We start from the raw sequence: 24,351 nt of genomic DNA, 5'->3' as shown, positions 1-24,351 counted from the left end.
CTCCTTATTATTGATTGAGCCGGTCCCAGCAATCATCTTTGGTTTTGGGTAGCTTGTGCTTCATGATGCGCTGGCTTGGCGTGCGTTCAAACGCTTCGACGAAAGCGATGTAACGCGGCAGCTGATAGTGAGCGAGACGACTTTTCAGCCAGTCGTTCAATGAGTTGGCATCGGGTGCGCTGTCAATTTTTGGTTGGACGAAAAGCTTGATGTCCTGCTCGCCAATCTCGGCTGCAACACCGATCATTGCGCAGTCCTCCACATCAGGATGATCGGAAGCGACATGCTCAACTTCCCAGGCCGAAACATTTTCGCCCTTGCAGCGTACGCTGTCTGTCATACGTCCATGGAAGAAGAGGTTCCCGTCTTCACCCCAGGATCCCAGATCGCCCGTAAAAAAGCCGTCTGCACGTAAAGCTTTGGCAGTGGCTTCGGGATTGCGATAATAGCCGGGGAAAATAGCACCTTCGATTGAGGTGGTTACGACAATCTCGCCTTTCCCCTCTGTAACGATTGTGCCGTGTTCATCGACAAGCTTGACCGTGAACCATGGAACCGTTCGCCCCACTGCGCCGACAATGCCGCTGTCATTAAATGTGGTGAGGCTGGAGGCTTCTGTCATGCCGTAGCATTCTCTAATTTGAATGCCGAAACGCTCCTCAAAAGCCCGCCAAACTTCCGTTGCGCAACCACCGCCCCATGCGATGCGCACGTTGTGATCACGGTCTTTTTCCGATGGTGGTTGTTTCAAGAGGATCTGGATGATGCCGCCCAAATGGTGGATATGAGTTGAACTTGCCTGTCGCAATTCATCCCAGAAGCGGCTGGCGCTGAAACGGTCAGAGATTGTGAGGGTGACGTTTCGTACAAGTGGCAAGAGCAAAACCTGCGCTCCGCCAATGTGGAAGAATGGCTCCCACATATAAAAGTCGTCATGGTCTTTTGCATCCGAGCACACTGCGACAGCTTCTGCTGCGAGACGCAGCATTCGGTGTGTTACCAACACGCCTTTTGCGGGGCCGGTTGTGCCGGATGTATACATGATTGCTGCGATATCGTCGGCAATAGGAAGTGCTGATTCAAACTGCACACTCGCTTGATAATCGGGCATTGCTGGGCTGCTGATTTCGATGATGGCGGGCAATTGAGCCGCGTCGCAATCGGCAAGGATCGAACAATATTCGCTGTCTGCAACGATCAGCGAAGGCTGGCTGTGGCTTACTATATACTCCAGCCCCGCGCCCTTGAGTGCGGTATTGACGGGAATCCATATCGCGCCTGAACGCGTAACAGCGTAGATGACTGCAAGTGCTGCCGGGCTGTTGCGCATCATCACCGCAACGCGATCTTTTGGGCGGATACCGTTTTCGCGCAGCTTGTTGGCGATTATCGCAGATGCGTTCTCCAGCCTTGCAAAGCTGATGTCGCCTGTGGGGTGCCGGGCAAACAGGTTATCAGGGGTGTTTGCAGCCTTTTCCAGCAATAGATCTATGAATGTATGGGAGGTCGGCATGGTCTTTAAACCTGTAAATTTGGATTAGCCTGTCTCACATTGCCGGCCTGTCCATCAGACCAGCAATCGGGAGGAAGTGGTGAGAGTTTGGTTGGAAGCTTGCCGGGGTCAGCTCCGCTTAAACTTGTCTGCCAGAAGCAAGACAACTGTGACGATAGTTAGAACCACAACGGAAACGGCAGCCAGTGTCGGATTGAGCTGCAGGATCATGTCGTCCCACATCTGTTTAGGCAGCGTTGATTTCAGTCCACCACTCACAAAGATCGCGATAGTCAGTTCATCAAAGGATGTGACGAAGGCGAACAGAAATGCAGAGACGATGCCGCCGCTAATCAGTGGAACGGTGATCAGCCGCAATGTTTGGAAGCGACCTGCGCCCAAGGACAATGCTGCCTGATCGAGCCGCCAGTCGTAACTTTTCAATACAGCGGCAATCGCAACGAAGGTGAATGGAATAGACAGAACCGTATGACCAATCACCAGGCCTGTGTTGGTTGCGACTAAGCCAATCTGTGCGAACAGATAGAACAGGCCCACTGCGATGACGATACGTGGAACGATCATCGGCGCCAGCATGAAGGCGAAGATCAGTCCACTCCAGCGCGAACGGGAACGTGCAACTGCAAGCGCTGCAAATCCACCAATAAGTGTTGCAAGAATGGCTGTGACGAAGGCTACGCCGAAAGATCGTACAGTGGCAGATGTCCAGATCGGAGAGTTGAAATAGGTCTCAAACCAGCGAAGGCTGTAGCCCGGAGGTGGGAACTCCAGGAAGTTGGAGCTGGTGAATGCAATCGGGATCACAAGCAAAGTTGGCGCGATCAGGAATACCAGCACTGCTGTTACATAGGCCGGAAGAATATGCAGGCGCGGCGGCAGATGGTCGCTGAAAATTGCCGTAACGCTCGCGAGCTTTTCGAGGAACACAAGGCCCCAACGGCGCAGAATACTGTCAGAAGTCGCGTCGCGTGTTCCTGCACCCGATGAGAGTGAGGACAGGCCGAAGAGATGATTGTAAATCCAGCAGGCGAGCATGGCCGTGACCAGCAGCATCGTGGCAAGCACGCCAGCAAAGGCCCAATTTACCAGCTCCTGCACCTGCACGATGATCAGCTGAGCCAGCATTGTTTGCTGACGTCCGCCGAGGAAAGCCGGTACGATAAAGAAACCGAGCGAGGTGATGAAGGTGAGCAACCCACCCGCAGCCATTCCGGGAATCGACAGAGGGAAATAGACCATCCAGAACCGGTGTGAGTTTCCTGCACCAAGAGTGCCCGCCGCCTGGCCGAGCCTGCGGTCAATGCCTGCCATGACTGGCATCATGGTGAGTACAGCCAGCGGCATCATGGCATGGACCATACCGACGATCACGCCGAACTCGTTATACATTAATGGCAATGGCCCGTTGATCAGCCCGGCACCGCTCAACAGCCGGTTCAAGATGCCATCATTGCCGAGAAGCAACATCCAGGAAAACGTCTTGACGAGATAGCTGGTCCAGAAGGGAACGAGCACCAGCAACAGCATCTGATTGCGACGGCTTTCTTTCAGGCCCGAAAGCCAATAAGCAAGCGGATATCCCAACAGCAGAGAAAATAGGGCCGTCAGGGCTGCAATGCGAAATGTGATGCTGAGAATGCGCCAATAGACCTCAGTGTCGATTAGGCGCGCATAGTGAACAGTTGTCAGAGTTCCACTGGTGTCTTGAACACTCAGCGCGAGAAGACGAAACACTGGCACCAGAAAAAAGATGCACAGAAAAGCGATTGCCGGAAGCGCCAGCCACAACGGTCCGAATTTGAATGGACCCGATTTCAGAAAGGCGGGCAAGCCAGATTTGTTTGTTGCTGTATTCATGCCACCAACACCGCTTGCTGATTGTGCCAGTGATAGGTAATCGGATCACCCGCTGATGGCATGTCGCTTACGCCATCATGAAGAACGATAATTGTCTCACCACCCTTCAGGGTGACAAGAAGGCGGGTATCGGAACCGACGTAGACGACTTCAGAAACAGTTCCGCTGATATTGCTGACTTTGGAGTTGTCATTATTGCCCTGTTTCATCTGTTCTGGGCGCAGAACGATGTGTGCTTCACTGCCGACCGGAAGCTTATGCTTATTGAGAACGGAGAACTGTCCATGTTGCGTTTCAACGAGAGCGTGATCGGCTAACTGTTCAGTTATTTTACCGCCAAGAATATTGGACATGCCGATAAACTTCGCCGCAAACACGCTGGCCGGTTCGCTGTAAATCTGGCGCGGTGTACCCAGCTGTTCGATCTTGGCATGATTCATCAAGCAGATGCGGTCGGACAGAACCAGCGCTTCTTCCTGATCATGTGTTACATAGATGACCGTTGTGCCGAACTCGCGATGCAGGCGTTTAATTTCAAACTGCATATGTTCGCGTAGGTTCTTGTCCAATGCGCCAAGCGGTTCATCCATCAAAATAATCTGCGGGCGGTAAACGAAGCAGCGGGCGAGAGCCACGCGCTGCTGTTGCCCACCAGAAAGCTCGCGCGGAAAGCGCGACGCGAATTTTTCGAGCTGCACCTTGGCCAGTGTTTCCGAAACACGAGCGCTGACTTCCTTTGAGTTTGTGCCACGCATTTTCAACGGAAAGGCAATGTTCTCGCTGACCGTCATGTGCGGAAACAGCGCGTAATGCTGAAATACCAAACCCATGTCGCGTTTGTTCACCGCCGTGTGGGTGTAGTTTTTCCCATCAACCCACAGCTCGCCATGGGTAGGCTCCACCAGACCGGAGATCATCTGCAAAAGTGTGGTTTTCCCGGAACCAGAAGGGCCAAGAAGGGTGACAAACTCGCCGGTATTGACGGTCAGGTTGCTGGGCTCAAGAGCTGTGACGCTGCCATACTCTTTGCCAAGTCCCTTAATCAGCATCTTCGGGTTTTCTTGTGGTGTTTCTGCATTCATGTGGGAACCCTGGATACGCTGATAGCAGCGCAAATTAGTGTAATGGTCATCGGGGGATGCAGACAGACACTTTGCGGACTGCTTTCACGTCGCATGAAAGCAGGGCAGTGTGGTCGTCTGGAAGCGTATGTAAGTCTGTCTTAAAACAGCAACCAGCTATTGAACCGCTCAGTCATTTCTGCGCGGTTGGCGCTCCACCAGTCTTCATCCGCAAGGCGCATTTTGCTGATGTTCTGTGGTGCAGTTGGCAGAATTTTCGCGCGCTCAGCCGGGATGAAGTCGTAAGCCTTCTTGTTAGTGGGGCCGTAAGCGAGCTCTTCAGTAAACAGCGCCTGCTGTTCCGGGCGCGCACAGAACTTGATGAACTCGCGTGCTTGATCTGCGCGTGGATTGCCTTTTGGAATGGCCCATCCTTCGATGGAATAAAGTCCCTGATCCCAATGGATTTCGGCAGCTACATTGCCATCTATTGCCGACTGCAGACGAGCATTCCATCCGCTGATCATTGAAACTTCACCGCTTTGCAGGAGCTGTGTCGATTGTGCGCCGCCTGTCCACCAGACGGAGATGTGATCCTTAATCTTGTCAAGGCTGGCAAAGGCGCGATCAACGTCCAGCGGATAAAGCTCTGCGAGCGGAACCCCATCGGCAAGCAGTGCCTGCTCAAGTGTGTCGATTGGGTTTTTGCGCAAGGAACGGCGTCCGGGGAACTTTTCAACATTCCAGTAGTCGGTCCAGCTTTGCGGAATATTATCTTTCAACAGGTCCGTGCGGGTCGCAAAGATGTGGCAATAGATCGTGATGCCGAGAAAATCGTCAAAGACGGCTTCCGGCATGATGTCTGGCACCTGATCCTTGGTAATGCTGGTCGGTTCCAGTAGACTTGATTCGGAAAGGATTTTACGCGCCGAAAGTGTCAGCGTGCTCAAATCCCAAATGTAGCTCTTCGTTTCAACGATGGACTTGAACTGTGCTGTCGGCTCCGCTTCACGGGCGACATTGACAATCTTGATGCCGGTTTCTTTTTCAAACGGATCGTAAAATGCCTTGCGGAAAGCGCTGTTAAACGGGCCACCCGGATCAGCCAGCGTCAGTGTTGACTGAGCGTAAGCAGGGCGGAGAATAGCGGGTGTTGCAAGTGCTGCGGTGGCGCCTGCAAGCAAAGTGCGGCGGGTCAGCGTGAATGGTGATTTCGTAGTCATGATGCTCCCTTTATTATTCTTTCAAAACGTTCTGGTATTCTGAAGGGGTTCCCCTGCCTAAGCAGTTTTAATTCTGATCGGTGTGCCGATCTTATAGTGCGGGATATAGCGTTCACCACATCCTGCAGACTTTGATACAGTTAAAAATCAGGATGCCTTGCGGGCCTGACGGGCAGCAAAAAATGCTTCCATCATGCGGGCAGGTTCGCCTGTTGCGTAAGCTTCGCGCTGAATACGTACGCCAGCGGAAAGCGCATCCTGCAGGCCCGGTTCGGTCATTTCATAGAAACGCTGACGGTTAAGACGCATTGCGACTGGCGGCTTACCAGCTAGTTCTTCGCCCAATGCCTGTGCTGCAGCATGAACCTGATCCTGTGGAACGATGGTGTTGATGAGGCCAATCTGATGCGCTTCGTTTGAATCGAGCAAACGACCTGTGAGAACCAGATCCACCGTACGGGCAAAACCGATCATTTCACGCATAATCCACGAACCAGTGGTTGTCGGAATACCGGAATTGATTTCCGGCTGCCCGATGCGAACATCCGCATGAGCAATGCGGATATCGCAAAGAAGAGCGACCTGAAAGGCAGAACCGGCGGCGACGCCGTTCAGCGCTGCAATGATCGGCTTGGATAGAGTTCTGATCCGCGTGTAGAGCTTTTCCCACTCTCCGATCCAGACTTCGGCACGATCGGCATCGAATGTCTTAGTTTCGTTCAGGTCTTGGCCCGCTCCGAAGGCACGTTCACCGGCTCCGGTCAGAATTACAGCCTTCACCGCTGTATTTTCTTCTGCAGCCTGAAAAGCTTCGATTAGCTGATTGCGCATCGCAGCGTTCCACGCATTCATCACTTCTGGTCGGTTCAACGTGATCGTCAGTACCGAATTTTTAAGTGAGGTGAGGATGAACTCAGGCATCTATGTGTTCCCATCGACTATCGTAATGCAATAACTATTATTGTATTTTGAATTTTGTAATTGCAGTTTGTCAAGGCTGTTTTAGTAATTTATGGAAAAGGCATGACGAAGCGGGAGCAATGCTCGACCGTTTCAAGGCCAGTTTGTTTGTGTATAAATAGGCGGTAAATCGCTCTTAGGTCAGGGCGTGGTAATGAAAGAACCAGTGGATTTGACAAAAGAACAGCAATCGAAATCGCCGGAAGATTCAGCAGATGCCAGCGGCGAAAACTCTGGTCGTGGTGACGCGCTTATGGTGCGGTCTGTGGAAAAGGCTTTCCGCGTTCTGGGGGCTTTTAACTCGGATCAGTCTACGTTGAGCCTATCCCAAATTGTTACTCTGACAGACCTTGATATGAGTGCGGCACAGCGGTTTACCCATACGCTGATGAAACTTGGATTTCTCGCGAAAGATCCAGTCACACGCCAGTTCGAGTTGACGGCAAAGACGCTGGATTTGGGTTTTCACTATGTTCGGGCAAACAAGTTGATTGATCGTGCAATGCCCTATTTGCAGCATCTGAGCAAAGAAACAGAAGAAACGATCAATCTCACCGTGCCCGATGGCACCGAGATTGTATTCGTGTCGCGTTTTCTGAGCCGTCATGTGCTGAATACCGACGTTATCATCGGCACACGAATGCCTGCCTATTGCACTGCTCCAGGACTGGCGATTCTCTCGCGCTTGCCTGAAGAGGAAGCACAGGCGATTCTTGATCAGACTCAATTCCGTAGCTTCAACGCCAATACGATCATCGATCCGAAAGTGATCATGGATGATATTCGTCGCTTCCGCGAAGACGGTTATGCGACTGCGTTTGAGCAGGTTTATCATGGAGACGGGTCGATTGCATCGGCGATTACTGGGCCGAACGGGCGGCCCATTGCTGCAATCAACATTGCAGCATCGCTGGCGCGGTATTCGCGCGAGGATATCGTTTCGCGTTTCAGCCCCTATGTGATTGCGGCTTCAAGGACGATTTCCAAAGCCTGACGCCACGCGCTACCGATACCGTCGTAACAACAGACGGTATCCCACTCTGTCGCAGGTTCTAAAAACACCGTTGACAGATTTGTTGCCATGCGAAATGTTTGTATAAAAATAACAGATATTGCATTGCAATAGCAAATGGGGAATCAAATGAATGCGACGCCTTCAAAAGGGCAGCTCGTTGCCGCAGTTGCGCCAACGGGCAAGCCCCTGACTTTTGCTTTTGACGGAGTTGAAATTCAGGGATTTGAGGGGCAATCGGTTTTCGCAGCACTTCTGCAGAGTGGCCATGTGTTGCGCTATTCCGAATTTGACGGAATGCCGCGTGCGGGGTTTTGCCTTATGGCTGCTTGTCAGGATTGCTGGGTGTGGACGTCCGAGGGGAAACGTCTGCGGTCCTGTTCAACCGCATTGCATCAGGGCATGAAATTGTTGAGCCGCTTTGAATCTTGGGGCCAGTCATGATGCGTCCTCTCATCGTCGGATCAGGTCCTGCTGGTATCAGTGCTGCCCAAACCGTTGTGGATAATGCGAAGCTGATTGAACAACTGACCGGCCAGGTTGTGAAGCCAGTTGTGCTGAGCGAAGCTAAGTTTCCAGGCGGTCAGGGATTGCGTAGGCTCAATTCGCGGATGGGATTTGAACCTCGGAAATTATATAGAAATGAAGAGGCGAAATATCGGAACTTTCATGAAAATGCCGACGCGCTGATCGAGCAAATCGATTACCGTCCGCTTACGACCGTCTGGTCACTTTATGAAGGTACAGCCTTTGTAGAAAGTGCGGGTGAAGTGGATGAGCTACCTTATTCGCATGTGATTATTGCGACTGGTGCAACTGATAAGGTCATGCCGTTTAAGGGCTGGACCCTGCCGGGAGTTTATTCGCTCGGTGGGTCGCAGGTTGCCTTAAAAGATCAGGGCAGTTTCATCGGCCGAAAAGTGGTGTTTGCAGGCAGCTCGCCGCTGCTGCTTCTGGCTGCATTACAATATCATCGGCTGGGCGCAAAAAACATTGTGGTGCTGGACACGACGCCGTTTCGCGCGAAACTCAGCGCCTTGCCCGGTCTGCGACACAGCTTCAGAACGGCGTGGCAAGGTGCGCGCTATATGGCCGAGTTGAAGAGCGCAGGAATTCCAATTCACAGCGGCGTTGTACTCGAAGAGGTTCGAGGCGAAACCCACGTTGAAAGTCTTCTCTACCGCGACCGGAAAGGCCGTACCCAGAAGCTCGATTGTGATGCTATTGCTCTGGGATATGGGCTCCGTGCCGAAACCCAGCTTGCTGAACTTGCCGGTTGTCGTTTTGAATTTGACAGCGATTTTCGGCAGTGGCTACCTGCTACTGATATGGATGGTCGCGGCGCCGAAGGCGTCTATCTGGCGGGCGATGGCGCTTCAATCGGTGGGGCCGATTGTGCAATTCAAAGCGGAAAGCTGGCAGCGCTTGCGATGATTGAAGACATTGCTGTTAAGGCAAGCGTGACGATGCCGCAAGTCGCGAGGGCCGAATTGCAACAAGCAAAACGCCGAACCAGTCATGCCGTTCGTCAGTACCGAGCATTCCAGCGCAATCTTGCCCAGATATTCCGCTGGCCTGTCGATAATGTGTCTGTGATCAGTGACGATACTGTTGTCTGTCGCTGCGAAGGCGTTTTAGCTGGCGAAATCAGACAGAGTATAGCTAAAGAAGTCGGCCCTGTTGAAGTGAACCGTGTGAAGGCAATTACCCGCTGCGGCATGGGGCGTTGTCAGGGACGCTTCTGCGGTCTGGCGCTCGCGGAAATTACATCACAGGCAAGTGGTCGTCCGATTGAAGATGTCGGTCGGCTGCGCGCGCAGGCGCCGGTCAAGCCACTTAATGTTGGCGCTGCACGAGTTGTTTCATCATGACATCGGTAAGAGAAACACAAACGCTTGTCATCGGCGGCGGTTTGAATGGGGCATTCACGGCCCTTTTTCTGGCGCGGGCCGGACATCGTGTGACGGTTCTTGAAAAGGGATATGTTGGCGCGCAGTCGAGTGGTGCCAATTTTGGCAATCTGCGTTTGCAGGGGCGTGATGTCCGGCAATATCCACTCTCCTTGCGGGCGCAGGAATTATGGGAGCAACTCGATCAGCTTATCGGTGATACATGCGAATATGACCGTTCGGGACATATCTATCTTGCCTATAATGATGAGGAAGTGGACAAACTTGAAGCTTATGCAAAAACTTCGCGTCAGTTTGGCCTGCAAATCGAAGATTTGGACGGCGCCGACATACGTACGCGTTACCCCTATCTGAGTGACAAAGTCGTCGCGGGAACTTATTCAGCGCGTGATGCGACAGCAAATCCGCGCCTTGCTACGCCAGCCGTTATGCGCGCGGCAAGGGCACATGGGGCTGAGCTGATTGAAAACTGCAAATTTTTGACGGCAAAGACCACGCGTAATGGCTTTGTGGTTGAAACGCAGTCGCATGGCACATTTCGGTCTGATCAGCTGGTCAACGCAGCCGGAGCTTGGGGTAGAGCCATTGCTCAGCAATTTGATGAGGAAACACCGCTTTTCTCAGCCGGGCCCCCGCAATTTGTGACCGAGCCTTTGCCTTACTTCATCCGCCCATCGGTGCAGGCGGTGGCGGGTAACGTCATTTTCCGTCAGATCCCGCGTGGGAATGTCATTGTTGCGGGCTATCCTCGCACGGCCAGTGATCTCAAGCATCAACGTACCGTTGTTCCGCCATTGAAAACCCTTGCCGGAATGAGGAGCCTTGCTGAAGTTGCACCTGTGCTGGGTGATGCGCAGGTCATCCGGGTATGGTCAGGCATGGAGGGCTATCTGCCAGACATGATCCCGATCATTAGTCCAAGCGCTACAACGCAAGGGCTTTTTCATGCTTTCGGCTGTTGCGGTCACGGGTTTCAGATTGCTCCGGGCGTAGGTGCAGTTCTTGCCGAGATGATCCTGCATGGAAGTTCCGAAACGCCCGTTGGCGATTTCTCGATCCATCGCTTTCACGATGCAGTTGTCGCTCACGATAAAATCAAAAAAGAGTTCGATTAAGTTGCTGTGTTGCGCCGATGAGTTCTCGCGTATCGGCGCATTGCAATTGCGATCATTTAAGAAAGTGTCAGAAGCGCGTCGGCGGCATCACCATCTATGATGAGGCCGTTGACAATGCCGCTTTTTAACAGCGCTTTTGCTGCCGCTGCTTTTTCTTGACCGGCGATAAGCAACACCACTTGAACTTTCTGCAACTCTTCAAAACCAAGCGCTATGGTGCGCTGGTTCATTTCATGATCGATCTGGCGACCTTCCTCGTCAAAGAAGATGCCGTTGGTATCACCAATCGCCCCAGCAGCCCGCAAGCTTTCCAATTCTGATTTGCTCAGCATGTTCTGACGGCGTAACAATGAATCCTCGGTCAGTTCACCAGCACTGATGAAGCAGACCGAAACGGTGCGGGCGATCTCCATTGCACGTGCGACTGAGCGTTGGGAGATCAGCACCTTTCTGTCTTCTGCAGAATCGGCGATGAACGGCACTGGCAGGAAAAAGCCCTGTCCACCAGTGCGGCGGGCCAACATATGCACAACCTCAAACGGATTATAGGCAGAGTTTGCCGTCAGCGATCCCATGACCGAAATGAACCGGGCTTGCGGTGCGCGTACACCCGCTAGTTGTAGTGTCATCTGTTCAATGGTGCGGCCCCATCCTGTGCCCACTGTCGCTTCCTGATTGTCAGCCAGAAAATTCTTGAGGTAAGTTGCAGCTGCAACGCCAACGGCTCGGAACGAAACCTGCTTGCGAATTTCTGAAGCTGTATCGTCCGCCGCATCGAAGCCAAATGGTGGCGTAGAAACGCAAAAATTCAATCCAAAGCGCTGCATCAGCGCATTCTCGACGGGTAGTGTACCTGCATTCTGATGATCGATAGAAATACTGACAAGACCACTTTCGCGGGCTTCACCGAGGATTTTGTTTACGCGGGCACGCGTTAATCCCAGTCTGGAAGCAGTCGCCTCCTGGTTGAATCCTCCAACGTAATAGAGCCACGCCACGCGCACCATCAGGCCGTCTTCAGATTCACTCATTGGTCCCTCACTCGATTACCTGGTTCGAAATTACAAATGTATTTCTATTTGACATTTGTAATTTGTCGACGCTTAATATCAAATATTCCGAGGGACAAGAGCGCGAAAGAGCGACCGGGTCAATTGGAATGCGGGACTGACGCGATAGCGGGATGAGGACGTCTTTCTCTGGAGGAGCAGAGTCTGACGACCGCGCTACGACAGTTTTGGAGGAGCAGCGAAGGTAACGCGGGGCGTGTGTAGCTTTCGCTGAAAGCGTCTGGGGTAGATGCGGCATCAAAAGCGATGACGTCACTAAACTGAGGTGCGGAAGTTTAACAATTTGAAGCTGGACAGTGGAGCCAACCACGTCACTTCTGGGAGGAATAAAATGGGATCGGGATTTTTCAAGAAATCTGTCGCTGTTGCAGCTTTGGCCGTGCTGATGGGCACTGCGAGCGCATCGGCGACTAATGTTGCATGGGTGCATTCCAATGCTGCCGCACAGTCTGAACAGCGTGCGAAGGCCGGCTTTGATGCATGGCTGAAGGAAACCGCCAAGGACTGGAAGATTAGTGTTCTTGATAGCGGTGGCTCCGGCGAGCGCACGGCTTCTAATATTCAGGATGCTGCCTCGCGTGGCGTGGATGCGATCATCGTCAGCATGTCCGATCTGCGCGCATCGCGCGCTGCCATTGATGCAGCTGTTGCCGCTAAAATTCCGGTTTTCGCTATCGATAGCGGTCAGGTCGATGGCGTGCTCGTCGATGTGACGACCAATAACTGGGCCATGTCAGCGTCGGTATCTCCTTATCTGCTCAACGAAATGGGCGGAAAAGGCAATCTTATTTTCCTGCGTATGGCGGAGCATCATGGTACGCGCAAACGCGGTGACGTTATGGCGACCGTTCTGAAGGAATATCCTGAAATTAAGGTCATCGCCGAACACAATATCGACTATACGGCCTTCTTCGAAGACACCACCAGTACCATGCAGGACTATGCTTCGCGCTTTGGTGAAGAGATCAACGCCGTATGGGCACCTTGGGACGAGCCAGCACAGGCCGCTATCAATTCGCTCACCGCAGCAGGCCTTAAGAATGTGAAAGTCATCGGTATTGATGGCCATCCACAAGCCATCGAGGAAGTCTGCAAGCCAGATAGCCTTATGATCGCAACGGTTTCCCAGCCTTTTGAAAAGATGGGCGCACAGACTGGCGAATGGATCGAAAGCATCGTGGTCAAGAAGGAAGATGCCGCAACTGTCATTCCGTCCAAAACCGTCTATCTCGATGCGCCGCTTGTAACAAAGCAGAACTGCAAGGACTTCCTCCCGAAGAAATAGGCACCCATGCCTGCAACTGGCCGGGGCGTGTTCGTTCCGCGTTCCGGCCTCTTTTTCTGAAACTCGAAATTTATCCACGGGAGTTCTTCGATGGCCGTGAGCCTTTCACAGATCGTCATGTCCTATCCCGGCACGCTGGCACTCGACCAGGTCAGCGCTGAATTCCGATTTGATGAGGTGCATGGCCTGATCGGAGAAAATGGTGCCGGGAAGACCACGTTGGTCAGCATTCTTGGCGGCAGCAAAAGCCCAACTTCTGGCATTATCACCATCGATGGGACCGAGGTTAAGCTTAGCAGTCCCGGTGACGCTCTGCGCAAAGGTATTGCACATGTCTCACAGGAAGGTAGCCTTGTCCCCGGTTTGACTGCTGCGCAGAACATTCTGCTTGGCGACGAGCCGCGCATGGGATTTGGCGTCATCGACAAGAAAAAACTTTTCGCTCGCGCAGAAGAACTTCTCAAGCGCTGGTTTCCGCAAGTTTCCATCGATCTCGATGAACAGGTCGATATGCTGCCGATGGCAGATCAGAAAATTATCGAAATTATCCGCGCTCTGCGCGGCAATGTGCGACTGCTCATTCTGGATGAACCAACGGCAACATTACCCGCTCGCGAAAAAGAGAGCCTTTGGGAAATCATCAAAACCTTGCCACAACAAGGCGTTGGTATCGTCCTGATCAGCCACTTTCTGTCCGAAATAAAAGCGCTGAGTGATCGCATTACCGTTCTGCGGGATGGTCGACATATCGCGACTCTTCAGGCCGAAGATTCGAGCGAAGCGCACTTGATCGACCTGATGCTTCAGCGTTCTGGCGGTAAGGACACCGTCGAACAGGACTTTCAACATACCCGCAATCTTGGACCGGTTGTTTTGGAGGTCAGTGACTGGCACACGGGCGGCGTCAGTGCCGATCATTTTGTCATCCGCGCGGGCGAGATCGTCGGACTTATCGGTTTGACGGGGGCAGGGCATTTTGGCTTCGCCCGCTCACTTTATGCTGCGAGCGGAGTGACTTCTGGAACGTGTCGGTTTCAGGGCGAGGTGCTCAGCAAAGTCGATGCCCGAACCATGCAGAAGAACGGTGTTGCGCTCGTCCCCGACCATCGCATGGAGAACTCTCTCATCGGCGATTGGGATGTGCGGGAAAATCTCGCAATGGTCCATCCGTCGCACGCGACTTTGGGCGGTACAGGCATATTGTCTATGCGCCGCGAAGCAAATGAAGCCGATCGCACAATGCAGCTTATGAACGTCAAAGCGCATTCACGCAGCCAGTTCGTGAAAGATCTGAGTGGCGGCAACAAACAAAAAGTTTCGATCGGCAAATGGCTTTATGGCGCTGACAATCATTATCGTTTGATGATCTTCATCGAGCCCACGGAAGGTGTCGATATTGGTGCCAAGCGCGAGATTCACGCACAGATGCGCAGGCTTGCCGACAAGGGTGTCGCTATTCTCGTTACCACATCCGATCTTCTGGAAATCGCTGACGTGGCAGACCGCGTCATTCCCTTCGTGAATGGCAAGCCCGGACCTCAGATCGAGCGCGGCACGTTTTCCGAAGCGAAGTTTATTGCTGCAATGGCAGGAGTTACCTCATGAATGCCCGATCTTCAGCGGTTTCACCGCAATCATCCCGTCACGCCCAGAGCTTCGGTAAAAAACTGAAAGGCGAATGGCTGCTCAAATATAGTACGCTCTTCGTGCTGTTTCTCTTGTTTGCAGGATTCTCGCTGACGGTTGATCGCTTTCTGACAACAAACAATCTGCTCAATATTATCCAACAGATTTCTATGCTGACGATAGTGGGCGCTGGGCTGACCTTCGGATTTGCGGCTCGTGAGATGGACTTATCGGTTGGCTACATGGTCGGCATGGCGGGTATTCTGGTGCCGCTTATGCTAGTTGCAGGATTTCCTTTGCCTGTGGCCTTGCTTGCCGGTCTGGTGGCCGGTCTGGTGGTTGGCTCCGTCAACGCAATTTTGGTCACATTTGTCGGCGTGCCGTCGCTTATTGCTACATTGGCCATAGGCTCAATCCTCTACGGCATCAACTTTCTGATGACTGGTGGGCGCGCTATCTATGGCGGACTACCGGCGAATTATCTCTGGCTCGGCCAGGGGCAGCTGTTCGGAATTCCGGTGCTCGCTTATGCGATGGTGATCGTGGTTCTCTTTGCCTGGTTCCTAATGGAACGCACCGTGTTCGGTCGTTACATTTATGCCGTGGGCGGCAATCTGAAAGCCGCAGAGCTTTCGGGCGTAAATGGTCACTTCTATCGCGCTGCGGCTCTTGTTGTCTGCTCGATTTTTGCAGCGGTAGCGGGTGCACTTCTTGCAGCACGGCTTGGCTCAGGGCAGCCAAATGCAGGCGAACGCTACCTGCTCGACGGTCTTGCCACCGTGTTCATCGGCATGACGATGTTCCGTCCGGGCACAGCCACAATCGCAGGCACATTTTTCGGCGCACTCTTTATCGGTGTCATCAATAACGGCCTCAACCTCATTGGCATGGATACATACATCCAGAGCATTGTGAAGGGCCTCATCATTCTCGTAGCGGTCGCAGTTGTTTCGCGCACCACCAAATTGAAGCTCCTTTGAGAGCACACGCAAGGCATTGAACTCAACATCATGAAACAAAAACAACAGACAAGTCCGTCGGAGGCGCACGTGCAAAATCCGAGTAACTCTAATCTTCTCGAACTATACCGGACGATGCGGCGCATCCGCACTTTCGAAGAGCGTGTTGGCGAATTGTTTGTACGCGGCCAGACAGCAGGTTCCATGCTTCATCTTTCCATTGGGGAAGAAGCGGCAGCTGCCGGTGTTTGCGCTGCCATGCAGCCCCAAGACACGTTCACGACTCATCATCGTGGCCATGGTATTTTTCTGGCGCGCGGCGCTGACCCAAAACAGATGATGGCGGAAATCGGTGGTAAGGAAACTGGCTATTGCCATGGCAAGGGTGGTTCCATGCACATTGCCGATATGGCGCTGGGCCATCTTGGTGCCAATGCGATCGTTGGCGGCGGCATTCCTTCGGTCGTTGGCGCTGGTCTTTCCAGCAAATATCTCAAAAAGAACTCCGTTTCGCTCGCATTTTTCGGCGATGGCGCAATGCAGCAGGGCATTCTTTATGAGAGCATGAATATGGCAGCGCTTTGGGGCTTGCCCGTGGTTTTCGTGTGCATCAACAACCAGTATGGCATGGGCACACGCGTCGATCAGGCGACAGCCAATACGGCATTTGATCAGCGCGCACATGCGTTTGGTCTCAATGGCGCCATCGTCGACGGCATTGATGTGGAAGAAGTGAAGGCGACTGCACAATGGCTGATTGATGATGCACGCCTTGGCAAGCCGGGCTTCCTTTCCGTCAATTGTTATCGTTTCTTTGGTCATGCTCGTATGGACAAAAGCCCGTATCGTGCAGAAGCGGAAGAGGCGGAAGGTCGTAAGAAAGACCCGGTGAAATTCACTCGTGACCGGCTGGTTTCGGAAGGTCTGGCGCAAGAAACGGCGCTTGATGCGATGGATAGCGGTATAACTGCCGAAATGGACGCGACCATTGATTTCACCGTCGAGTCTAAGGCCCCGCCGCTCACCTCAATGTTCAGGGATGTCTATGCGGTGGGCGAACCCGAGCCTGAACCCGTCCGCACCCGTATCGACCGCGTACTTTCCAGGGATGAAGCATAATGGTTGCCATGACTTACCGCGATGCGCTGCGTAAAGCGCTTGATGATGCCATGGCTGAAGACAACACCATTGTCGTCATTGGAGAAGAAGTGGGCCGCTACGGTGGTGCTTATGGGGTGACGAAAGACCTTATCGGCAAATATGGGGCTGAACGGCTTATCGATACCCCTATTTCCGAGCCTGCAATTATCGGTGCCGCAGTGGGCGCTGCCATGACTGGCCTGCGTCCGGTCGCGGAGCTGATGTATATCGACTTTCTTGGGATGACGATGGACCAGCTTGCCAATCAGGCGGCCAAAATTCGCTACATGTTTGGTGGCCAGATCGGTGTGCCGATGGTGTTGCGCACACAGGGTGGTACGGGACGTTCGGCGGGCGCACAGCATTCGCAGAGTTTAGAGGCGTGGATCATGCATACGCCGGGCTTGCGGCTTGTTATGCCTGCCACCGTGCAGGACGCCTATCATTTGTTGCGCCAAAGCTTAACGAAACCTGATCCGGTCGTCTTTATCGAGCACAAGGCACTTTATACGCGCAAGGAAGAAGTTGATCTTGATGCAGAGCCGCTTGAGTGGGGTAAAGCTGCGGTGCGCCGTACTGGCAAAGATCTGGTCATCGTGACCTATTCGCGCCAAGTTCATTATGCGCTTGATGCGGCCGAAAAACTGTCTGCCAAGGGTATTGAAGCGACCGTCATTGATCTTCGCACACTCAACCCACTCGATTTCGATACCATACGCGAATATGTCGAACGCGTCGGCAAGGCCATGGTTGTTTCTGAAGGCGTGATGACAGCCGGTGTTGCAGCTGAGCTTTCGGCCCGGATTACCGAAGAATGCTTCGACTATCTGGAACAACCTGTCGTGCGTGTTGCCGGTGAAGATATTCCGATTTCGGTTTCGCAGGATCTTGAAGCTGGCAGCGTGCCGACCGCGGAGCTTATTCGTTCGGTCGCGGAGAGAATGCTGTCATGACAGAACGTATTCTAAAAATGCCGCGCCTTGGCGAGACGATGGAAGAGGGCAAGATTGTCGGCTTCCTTGTTAATCCCGGTGACAGTTTCAAGCGCGGTGATTCAATCATTGAGATTGAGACTGACAAGACAGTTGCCGAGTTTCCGGCGCTTGGCGACGGCACGCTCCATGAATGGATCGGGTCAATTGGGGATCATGTCGTTGTCGGTGCGCCGCTTGCGCGTATTGATATTGGCGCCGGTCCTGACTGGACCGAAGAGGCTGGCGAAAGCGTAGCCTCTCCGGTGGAGCCGGCTGCGTCGCACCCCGCGCCCGCAGCCGGCTCACACCCTACTCATGTCGTGACTGATCTCGACATGCCGCGCCTTGGCGAGACAATGGAAGAGGGTCGTATTGTCCGCTGGTTGAAAACGGCGGGTGAGAATTTTGAGCGCGGTGAAGCTGTCCTTGAGATTGAGACCGACAAGACGGTGGCAGAGTTTCCTGCGCTGGTCAGCGGTAAGCTCGTTGAAATCCTGCGCCAAGAAGGCGAGATGATAACTGTTGGTGATGCCATTGCTCGTATTGAAGTGGCGGCGGATTCAAGCCCACAAAAGGCTGAGGCAGTCTCTCACGCCGAGGGGTCGGTAGAGATTGCCCAAGAATCCGCAGTGGCGCGGCCTGCGAGGGCAGCGGACCATGATCAGCGTGAACGTGCCACGCCGCTTGCGCGCAGGCTTGCGCGCCAGAAGGGCATAGACATCAACACGCTTTCAGGCTCGGGCCGCCGAGGTCGTGTGGAGAAAGATGATGTTCTGGCAACCTCTGGCAATGCGCAGGCGAGCGTTGATGTGAACTTTGTTGAACTTGCAGATGGTCGCGTTGCTTATACAGATATAGGCCCCAAGAACGCCCCGGTTTTCTTGCTGCTTCACGGTTTCTCCGGCGACCGGACAACATGGAGCAACGTCGCGTCTGGATTGCGTAGGGCTGGCTTCCGTGTGGTTGTTCCTGATCTTCCGGCCCATGGGTTGACAACGATTAATGCGGCGAATGCTGATCAGCTTGGTCAGTTCCTTCCCGCTTTCCTTGATGCTCTGTCGATCAATAAGCCGGATGTCGTAGCGCACTCTCTTGGTGCGGTCGCAGCAACCGCACTGGCTTCGGCTCATTCCGCCCGCGTTGCAAGTCTGACACTCATTGCACCGGCGGGACTTGGCTCTGATATTGATGCCGGGTTTATTTCAGGCATGGCACAGGCAACGACAGCGGGCGAGATAGCGCATCTTCTGCGGCGTATTGCGGCAAAGCCTGTCGAACTCTCACCTGTGCTGGTGTCCGATTTTGCTGCAACTATGGCTAAAGGACGTCTGAAAGATCTGACAGAAGCGGTGGTTGGACCTTCAGGACAGCGAACCGACATTATTGCGTCACTGGAAAAGCTTTCGCGCTCAATGCCCGTCCGCGTGCTGGTCGGACTACAGGATCGTATTATCCCGTGGCAGCAAGTGACTTCGTTGCCGCCGTCAATCGGTGTTCATTTCCTCGCCCAGTCAGGTCATATGCCGCAATGGGATCAGGCGAAGGATGTGACCGATCTGGTTATGAATTTTGCAGGAGGCTCGAATGACTGATGTGAAGCTGCGTCTGAAAGAAGCCCAGTCGCGACTGGGTGTTTTTGCTAAAGCCACGCCGGAACTTATGTCCGGTTTTGCGAAGGTCAGCAAATCGGCAACAATAGCGGGCGCGTTTTCATCTGCCCAGCGCGAGTTGATTGCGGTCAGTATCGCTGTTGCCAAAGGTTGCGAAGATTGCATCCTCTATCACGTTGATGCAGCTATCCGTCATGGTGCGACCGAGAACGAGTTGATCGAGGCGCTTGAAGTTGCTGTCGAGATGGGTGGCGGTCCGGCTGTGATGTATGCGGGCAAGGCGCTGGAAGCATTTCGCGGACTAAATTGAACGGTTGCACGGTGATGCATTCCGAGAGCTGGAGGCGCTTTCGGAATGGCATTTGGGAGGATGTGAATGGCCTATTTTCTGACCGCCGATGGAGGAACGGAAAGTATCCGCGCGCGGGTCTATGATCTTTCTGGCACTTGTCTGGCGAGCGCCGCTGTGCCCTATGAAACAAAGTTTTCCAGTGGAGCGCGGGCGGAACAGAATCCTGAAGACTGGTGGTCTTCCTTCGTTCTGGCTGCACGCAAAGCGATATCAGATTCCGCGATCGACCCGGTGGCAATTGAAGCTATCACGCTGGCTACGACAAGCTGCACAGTAGTCGCGCTCGACGTCGATGGTAAGCCTCTGCGCCCGTCGATCATCTGGATGGATGTGCGTGCCAGTGCCGAAGCTGATGCCGTACTCGCCACCGGTGACGACGCACTTCTCGCAAATGGTGGTGGACGCGGCCCCGTGTCAGCGGAATGGATGATCCCCAAGGCGCTATGGATTGCACGCAATGAGCCTGAAATCTTCGCAAAGGCAGAAACCATCTGCGAGTATCAGGACTTTATGACGCTGCGATTGACAGGAGAGAAGGCTGCAAGCCTCAACAATGTGTCGTTGCGCTGGCATTATTCTACAGATCGCGGCAGGTTTCCCATAACTCTTCTGGAGAAGTTGGGCCTTGAGGCGTTGTTGCAGAAATGGCCGTCACGAGTTGTCGCTCCGGGCGAAGTAATTGCAAATCTGAGTAGTAGTGCCGCAGCTGAACTTGGCCTCTCGCAAAAGGTAAAAGTCGTGCAGGGCGGTGCGGACGCGCTGATCGGCATGATCGGTCTTGGCGTTGCCAAGCCAGGGCAGCTTGCTTTGATAACCGGCTCGTCTCACTTGCAATTCGGTGTTTCAGACAAGCCGCTTCATGCGGCAGGTATCTGGGGTAGTTACCCCGATATGGTCTATCCGAAACGTTATATCATTGAAGGTGGGCAGACATCGACCGGTTCAGTCATTGCATGGCTTGGCCGCATGATGAACGGTACAATGGATATGGAAGAACTGAACCGCAAGGCTGCAACTCTTGAACCGGGTGCGGATGGGCTTCTGGTGCAAGATCATTTTCAAGGCAATCGCACGCCTTATACCGATGCCCTGTCGCGCGGCGCGATTGTCGGTCTGACCCTGGCTCATGAGCCGCACCATGTTTTCCGCGCCATCATGGAAGGCATCAGTTTTGGCACACGGGCGATCCTTGATGCTATGGCAGACGCGGGTTATCGTGGGCAGGAAATCACGGTTGGCGGTGGGGCCAGTGCGTCACCCCTGTGGCTTCAAATCCATGCAGATACGGCTGGATTACCAGTTTGTGTGCCCCAGTCACGCGATGCGCCTTCGGTTGGTGCCGCTGTTCTGGCGGCTCACGGTGCGGGTCATTTTGCCAGCATTGATGACGGTATCGCCGCCATGGTCAAGCCTGGAACGCGTATTGATCCGCGCCCGCGTGAGGCGGCTATCTATAACGAGATTTATCAACAGTATCGCGCGCTATATCCGGCTTTGAAGTCGGTTCGTGGAGCTTGAAGAAAATACTCGGGAGAAGATAATGCTCAAGGATTTTCAGCTGACGGGTAAAAGTGCTGTTATTACCGGCGGTGCGAAAGGTATTGGACGCGCTATCGCTGAACTTTTCGTCGAGGCCGGTGCTAATGTCATCATTACCGACCGCGATGAGGCTGCAGGCACGGCGACTGTTGCCGAACTCAACGCACAACGAGCCTCGTCAGCGCGATTATATCTGCTCGATGTAACAGACAAGAATGCTGCTGAACGGGTGGCGGAGGCAATTGCCAACGAGATTGGCGTGCCGGATATTCTGGTCAACAATGCCGGTATTGTCAGAAATGCCGTCGCCAGCGATGTCACGGAAGATGACTGGCGGGCGGTGATCGACGTCAATCTCAATGGCGTTTTTTACTGCGCGCAAGCTTTCGGAAAGCGTATGGCAGCGGCTGGTCGAGGCGCAATCGTAAATATCTCATCCATGTGCGGGGAGATTGTCGTCCATCCTCAGCCGCAGGTGGCTTACAACGCCGCAAAAGCGGGCGTAAATCTGATTACCAAGTCACTGGCTGTTGAATGGGCTAAGCAAGGCGTGCGCGTCAATGCGGTAGCTCCCGGCTACACCGCAACAGAATTGACGCTTGCAGGACGTAGCAACGAAGAATGGTTTTCGACATGGCTCGCCATGACACCACTAGGGCGGCTTGGTGAGCCTCGCGAGATCGCCAATGCTGCTTTGTTTCTTGCATCCGACGCCGCAAGCTTCGTGACCGGCACAGTGTTGACTGTCGATGGCGGCTATACGGCTCTTTGATTTTTGGAGGATGAAATGACCGAACAGGTAAAAGTAGCACTCGTCACAGGTGCCAGCCGTGGAATTGGACGTGCGATCGCTGTCGGTATGGCTAAGCGCGGTTTTGATGTAGCGATCAACGATATCGAACGCCAGAAAGACGCGTTGGAGGAGGTTGCGGCGGAAATCGAAGCAGCTGGTCGTCGCGCATTGACCGTTTATGCCGATGTCAGCCTCAAGGCCGATGTTGAAGCGATGGTAAAGAAGACCATCGACGGTTTGGGTCGTATCGATTCTGTCGTCAACAATGCAGGTATCCTGATTGCTAGCGAAGTCGAGCATCTCAAGGAAGAACATTGGGACAGCGTTCTTGATGTGAATGCCAAGGGCACGTTTTTGGTCGTTCAGGCTGTGTTGCCGCACATGAAAAAGCAAAAATACGGCCGCATCGTGAATATTGCCTCTATCGGCGGCAAGCATGGCGCGCCGGAACAAGCACATTATTCAGCCTCGAAGGCTGCGGTTATGGGGTTCACGCGTGTCTTAGCACAGGAAGTGGGGACTTTCGGCATTACCGCCAACTGTGTCTGTCCCGGTATCATTCTGACTGACATGGGTCGAGTCAATCTTGAGGACGTCGCAATACGTGAAGCATGGCAGGAGAAGACGGCCATGCGGCGGATTGGTGACCCCGAAGATGTGGTTGGTCCGGTCGTATTCCTTGCCTCCGATGACGCAGCCTTCGTGACCGGCCAGAGCCTTAATGTCGATGGCGGTATCGTATTGAGCTGATCATAGTAGTTTTCCAGCCACGACAAAGCGGTCCGCAGTGATACCAGCGGGCCGTTTTCATTTGCGATGCGTTTCACAACATCGAATAATTTCTACTGTCTCGTATTAGCCACTTCAAATCTCATTCATTGAGAGATAAATTGTCATGGGTGAATTCCTGTTAAAGTAGGACAATCGATGTCTTGTAATGATCTTGTGATTTTCGATGTGTGGCAACCTACGCTGGAGATGCGCAAAGGAACCACCAAACATCGGCTTCTGACTGAAAAGATCGTTGAGGATGTTGAGAAGGGCGTCCTGAAACCCGAGACGCGAATGCCGACGCATCGCGATCTGGCGCATAAGCTTGGGCTGTCTGTTCAGACGGTGAGTATCAGCTACAAGGAAGCGGAGCGGCGTGGCTATTTGCGTGGTGAGGTTGGACGCGGCACCTATGTTTGCAATCGCGTGACCGAACGTGCAGATCGCTTCATGCTCGATCGTGATCCCAGTGGTATTGCTGATCTTTCCATCATCCGTGCAGTTTACATGGGCGCGCATGAAAGTGCATCGCGGCGACTATTTGAGGAAATGAGCCAGTCGGACAATGCGAGCTTCATGCGTCCATGTCGCCCGATTGCGGGGCTGGATCGTCACCGCAGCATCGCGCGTGACTGGTTGCGCGGTCTGTCAGTGGATGTCGATCCGGGGCGGATTATCATCACGAATGGCGCCGCTCATGGCTTGTTTCTTGCAGTCGCAGCGGTTGTGCAGCCGGGGGAGGTGGTGCTGACTGAAAGTCTTACTGATCATGGCATCATCGGTCTTGCCAATGTACTTGGCTTCACGCTGCGTGCGCTGCCGACGGATAGAGAAGGCATATTGCCCGATGCCTTTGAAACTGCGTGTAAGGCTGGAGATGTAAAGGCGCTGGTGCTCATCCCGACGCTTGGTAATCCGACCAGTCATCTGATGGGAGCCGAGAGGCGCATCGCGGTCGCGGACATCGCGCGGAGATATGGCATTTGTGTTATTGAGGATGAAGTCTATAAGTCGATCCTAGAAGAGCCTCTGCCGTCAATGCCGGAGTTGCTACCGGAGCTGGGCTTCTTTGTAACAAGTTTCACTAAAACAGTTATGACCGGCTTGCGGACGGGCTATCTTGTTGTGCCGGCGCATTATTCTATCCGCGTGACGTCGATTTTGCGCGTGACGAGCTGGAGTGGCGTTAATCTCGTTGCAGAGATGGCCAGCCGCTGGATTGAGGACGGAACCGCCACTGAGCTTCTGGATATTCAACGCAGCGAATTGCGTTCAAGGCAGACATTGGTAACTAATATTCTTGGGCCTCACATCGCAGGCAGCAATCCGCTGTCGCTTTGCGCTTGGCTGAAAATCCCGCGTAACTGGTCGGAGGATGGTCTTGTCCGCGCACTGGCAAGCAAAGGCGTTGCTGTTACCCCTTCTGATCCATTTGTGGCAGGTGGTGAGCGAGGCGATGGCGGCATCCGCATCTGCCTTGGCGGAAGGCTTTCTCGATCCGCCTTGCATACAGCTCTTGAAACTATTCGCGAAACCTTCGCGCAACTGCCGCCGGTCTATGATGTCAGTTCTATAGCTTGA

The 24,351-nt window shown here is 53.5% G+C and carries 21 protein-coding genes; 15 read left to right on the top strand and 6 right to left on the bottom strand.

Going from position 1 to position 24,351, the window contains the following annotated elements:
* Positions 1–7: 7 nt before the first annotated feature.
* The 5 genes from OIV19_RS09605 to OIV19_RS09585 form a co-directional block, all read right to left on the bottom strand.
* Complete coding sequence (locus OIV19_RS09605; RefSeq protein WP_264231462.1) at positions 8–1,513, bottom strand: AMP-binding protein; 1,506 nt, start codon at positions 1,511–1,513, stop codon at positions 8–10.
* A 108-nt stretch (positions 1,514–1,621) separates the two neighbouring features.
* Positions 1,622–3,370 (bottom strand): ABC transporter permease subunit, encoded by a 1,749-nt coding sequence (locus OIV19_RS09600; RefSeq protein WP_264231461.1) that lies wholly within the window; start codon positions 3,368–3,370, stop codon positions 1,622–1,624.
* Positions 3,367–4,452 (bottom strand): ABC transporter ATP-binding protein, encoded by a 1,086-nt coding sequence (locus tag OIV19_RS09595; protein ID WP_264231460.1) that lies wholly within the window; start codon positions 4,450–4,452, stop codon positions 3,367–3,369. The genes OIV19_RS09600 and OIV19_RS09595 overlap by 4 nt, the downstream gene beginning before the upstream one ends.
* Positions 4,453–4,592: 140 nt before the next feature.
* Complete coding sequence (locus tag OIV19_RS09590) at positions 4,593–5,654, bottom strand: ABC transporter substrate-binding protein (protein WP_264231459.1); 1,062 nt, start codon at positions 5,652–5,654, stop codon at positions 4,593–4,595.
* Between the two features lie 147 nt (positions 5,655–5,801).
* Complete coding sequence (locus OIV19_RS09585) at positions 5,802–6,575, bottom strand: enoyl-CoA hydratase/isomerase family protein (protein WP_264231458.1); 774 nt, start codon at positions 6,573–6,575, stop codon at positions 5,802–5,804.
* A gap of 193 nt (positions 6,576–6,768) precedes the next feature.
* Here OIV19_RS09585 and OIV19_RS09580 point away from each other — a divergent pair, with 193 nt between their 5' ends.
* The 4 genes from OIV19_RS09580 to OIV19_RS09565 all read left to right on the top strand — a co-directional run bounded on the left by OIV19_RS09580 (position 6,769) and on the right by OIV19_RS09565 (position 10,651).
* Complete coding sequence (locus OIV19_RS09580; protein WP_264231457.1) at positions 6,769–7,608, top strand: IclR family transcriptional regulator; 840 nt, start codon at positions 6,769–6,771, stop codon at positions 7,606–7,608.
* A 147-nt stretch (positions 7,609–7,755) separates the two neighbouring features.
* The gene (locus tag OIV19_RS09575; protein WP_264231456.1) at positions 7,756–8,070 is read left to right on the top strand and encodes a (2Fe-2S)-binding protein; all 315 of its coding nucleotides are present in this window, start codon (positions 7,756–7,758) and stop codon (positions 8,068–8,070) included.
* Positions 8,067–9,497 carry an NAD(P)/FAD-dependent oxidoreductase gene (locus tag OIV19_RS09570; RefSeq protein ID WP_264231455.1) on the top strand — a complete coding sequence of 477 codons (1,431 nt, stop codon included), beginning with the start codon at positions 8,067–8,069 and terminating at the stop codon, positions 9,495–9,497. The genes OIV19_RS09575 and OIV19_RS09570 overlap by 4 nt, the downstream gene beginning before the upstream one ends.
* A complete protein-coding gene (locus OIV19_RS09565) occupies positions 9,494–10,651 on the top strand; it encodes an NAD(P)/FAD-dependent oxidoreductase (protein WP_264231454.1) in 1,158 nt (385 codons plus the stop codon). Before OIV19_RS09570 ends, OIV19_RS09565 begins: the two co-directional genes overlap by 4 nt.
* A gap of 56 nt (positions 10,652–10,707) precedes the next feature.
* Here the strand turns inward: OIV19_RS09565 and OIV19_RS09560 are convergent, their stop codons facing one another.
* A complete protein-coding gene (locus OIV19_RS09560; RefSeq protein WP_264231452.1) occupies positions 10,708–11,682 on the bottom strand; it encodes a sugar-binding transcriptional regulator in 975 nt (324 codons plus the stop codon).
* Positions 11,683–12,052: 370 nt separating this feature from the next.
* Here OIV19_RS09560 and OIV19_RS09555 point away from each other — a divergent pair, with 370 nt between their 5' ends.
* The 11 genes from OIV19_RS09555 (at position 12,053) to ehuR (ending at position 24,351) form a co-directional block, all read left to right on the top strand.
* Complete coding sequence (locus OIV19_RS09555; RefSeq protein WP_264231451.1) at positions 12,053–13,006, top strand: sugar ABC transporter substrate-binding protein; 954 nt, start codon at positions 12,053–12,055, stop codon at positions 13,004–13,006.
* Between the two features lie 90 nt (positions 13,007–13,096).
* Positions 13,097–14,611: a sugar ABC transporter ATP-binding protein gene (locus OIV19_RS09550; RefSeq protein ID WP_264231450.1), complete on the top strand. Its 1,515-nt coding sequence runs from the start codon at positions 13,097–13,099 to the stop codon at positions 14,609–14,611.
* Positions 14,608–15,612, top strand: a complete 1,005-nt coding sequence (locus OIV19_RS09545; protein WP_264231449.1) for an ABC transporter permease — start codon at positions 14,608–14,610, stop codon at positions 15,610–15,612. The genes OIV19_RS09550 and OIV19_RS09545 overlap by 4 nt, the downstream gene beginning before the upstream one ends.
* A 69-nt stretch (positions 15,613–15,681) precedes the next feature.
* Positions 15,682–16,710: a thiamine pyrophosphate-dependent dehydrogenase E1 component subunit alpha gene (locus OIV19_RS09540; RefSeq protein ID WP_264231448.1), complete on the top strand. Its 1,029-nt coding sequence runs from the start codon at positions 15,682–15,684 to the stop codon at positions 16,708–16,710.
* Positions 16,710–17,684, top strand: a complete 975-nt coding sequence (locus OIV19_RS09535) for a pyruvate dehydrogenase complex E1 component subunit beta (protein WP_264231447.1) — start codon at positions 16,710–16,712, stop codon at positions 17,682–17,684. The genes OIV19_RS09540 and OIV19_RS09535 overlap by 1 nt, the downstream gene beginning before the upstream one ends.
* Complete coding sequence (locus OIV19_RS09530; protein ID WP_264231446.1) at positions 17,681–19,297, top strand: acetoin dehydrogenase dihydrolipoyllysine-residue acetyltransferase subunit; 1,617 nt, start codon at positions 17,681–17,683, stop codon at positions 19,295–19,297. Before OIV19_RS09535 ends, OIV19_RS09530 begins: the two co-directional genes overlap by 4 nt.
* Positions 19,290–19,625 (top strand): carboxymuconolactone decarboxylase family protein, encoded by a 336-nt coding sequence (locus OIV19_RS09525; RefSeq protein ID WP_264231445.1) that lies wholly within the window; start codon positions 19,290–19,292, stop codon positions 19,623–19,625. Before OIV19_RS09530 ends, OIV19_RS09525 begins: the two co-directional genes overlap by 8 nt.
* 66 nt (positions 19,626–19,691) lie before the next feature.
* Positions 19,692–21,185 carry an FGGY-family carbohydrate kinase gene (locus tag OIV19_RS09520; protein WP_264231444.1) on the top strand — a complete coding sequence of 498 codons (1,494 nt, stop codon included), beginning with the start codon at positions 19,692–19,694 and terminating at the stop codon, positions 21,183–21,185.
* Between the two features lie 22 nt (positions 21,186–21,207).
* Positions 21,208–21,978, top strand: a complete 771-nt coding sequence (locus OIV19_RS09515) for an SDR family NAD(P)-dependent oxidoreductase (protein WP_464553256.1) — start codon at positions 21,208–21,210, stop codon at positions 21,976–21,978.
* 15 nt (positions 21,979–21,993) lie between these two features.
* The gene (locus tag OIV19_RS09510) at positions 21,994–22,749 is read left to right on the top strand and encodes an SDR family NAD(P)-dependent oxidoreductase (protein WP_264231443.1); all 756 of its coding nucleotides are present in this window, start codon (positions 21,994–21,996) and stop codon (positions 22,747–22,749) included.
* Between the two features lie 177 nt (positions 22,750–22,926).
* Complete coding sequence (gene ehuR / locus OIV19_RS09505) at positions 22,927–24,351, top strand: MocR-like ectoine utilization transcription factor EhuR (protein WP_264231442.1); 1,425 nt, start codon at positions 22,927–22,929, stop codon at positions 24,349–24,351.

It is taken from the genome of Brucella sp. HL-2, from assembly GCF_025846885.2.
Classification (GTDB): Bacteria; Pseudomonadota; Alphaproteobacteria; order Rhizobiales; family Rhizobiaceae; genus Brucella; species Brucella quorumnocens.
Note: the sequence above shows the minus strand (reverse complement) of the source record. Positions and strands in the feature narration are given on the sequence as shown.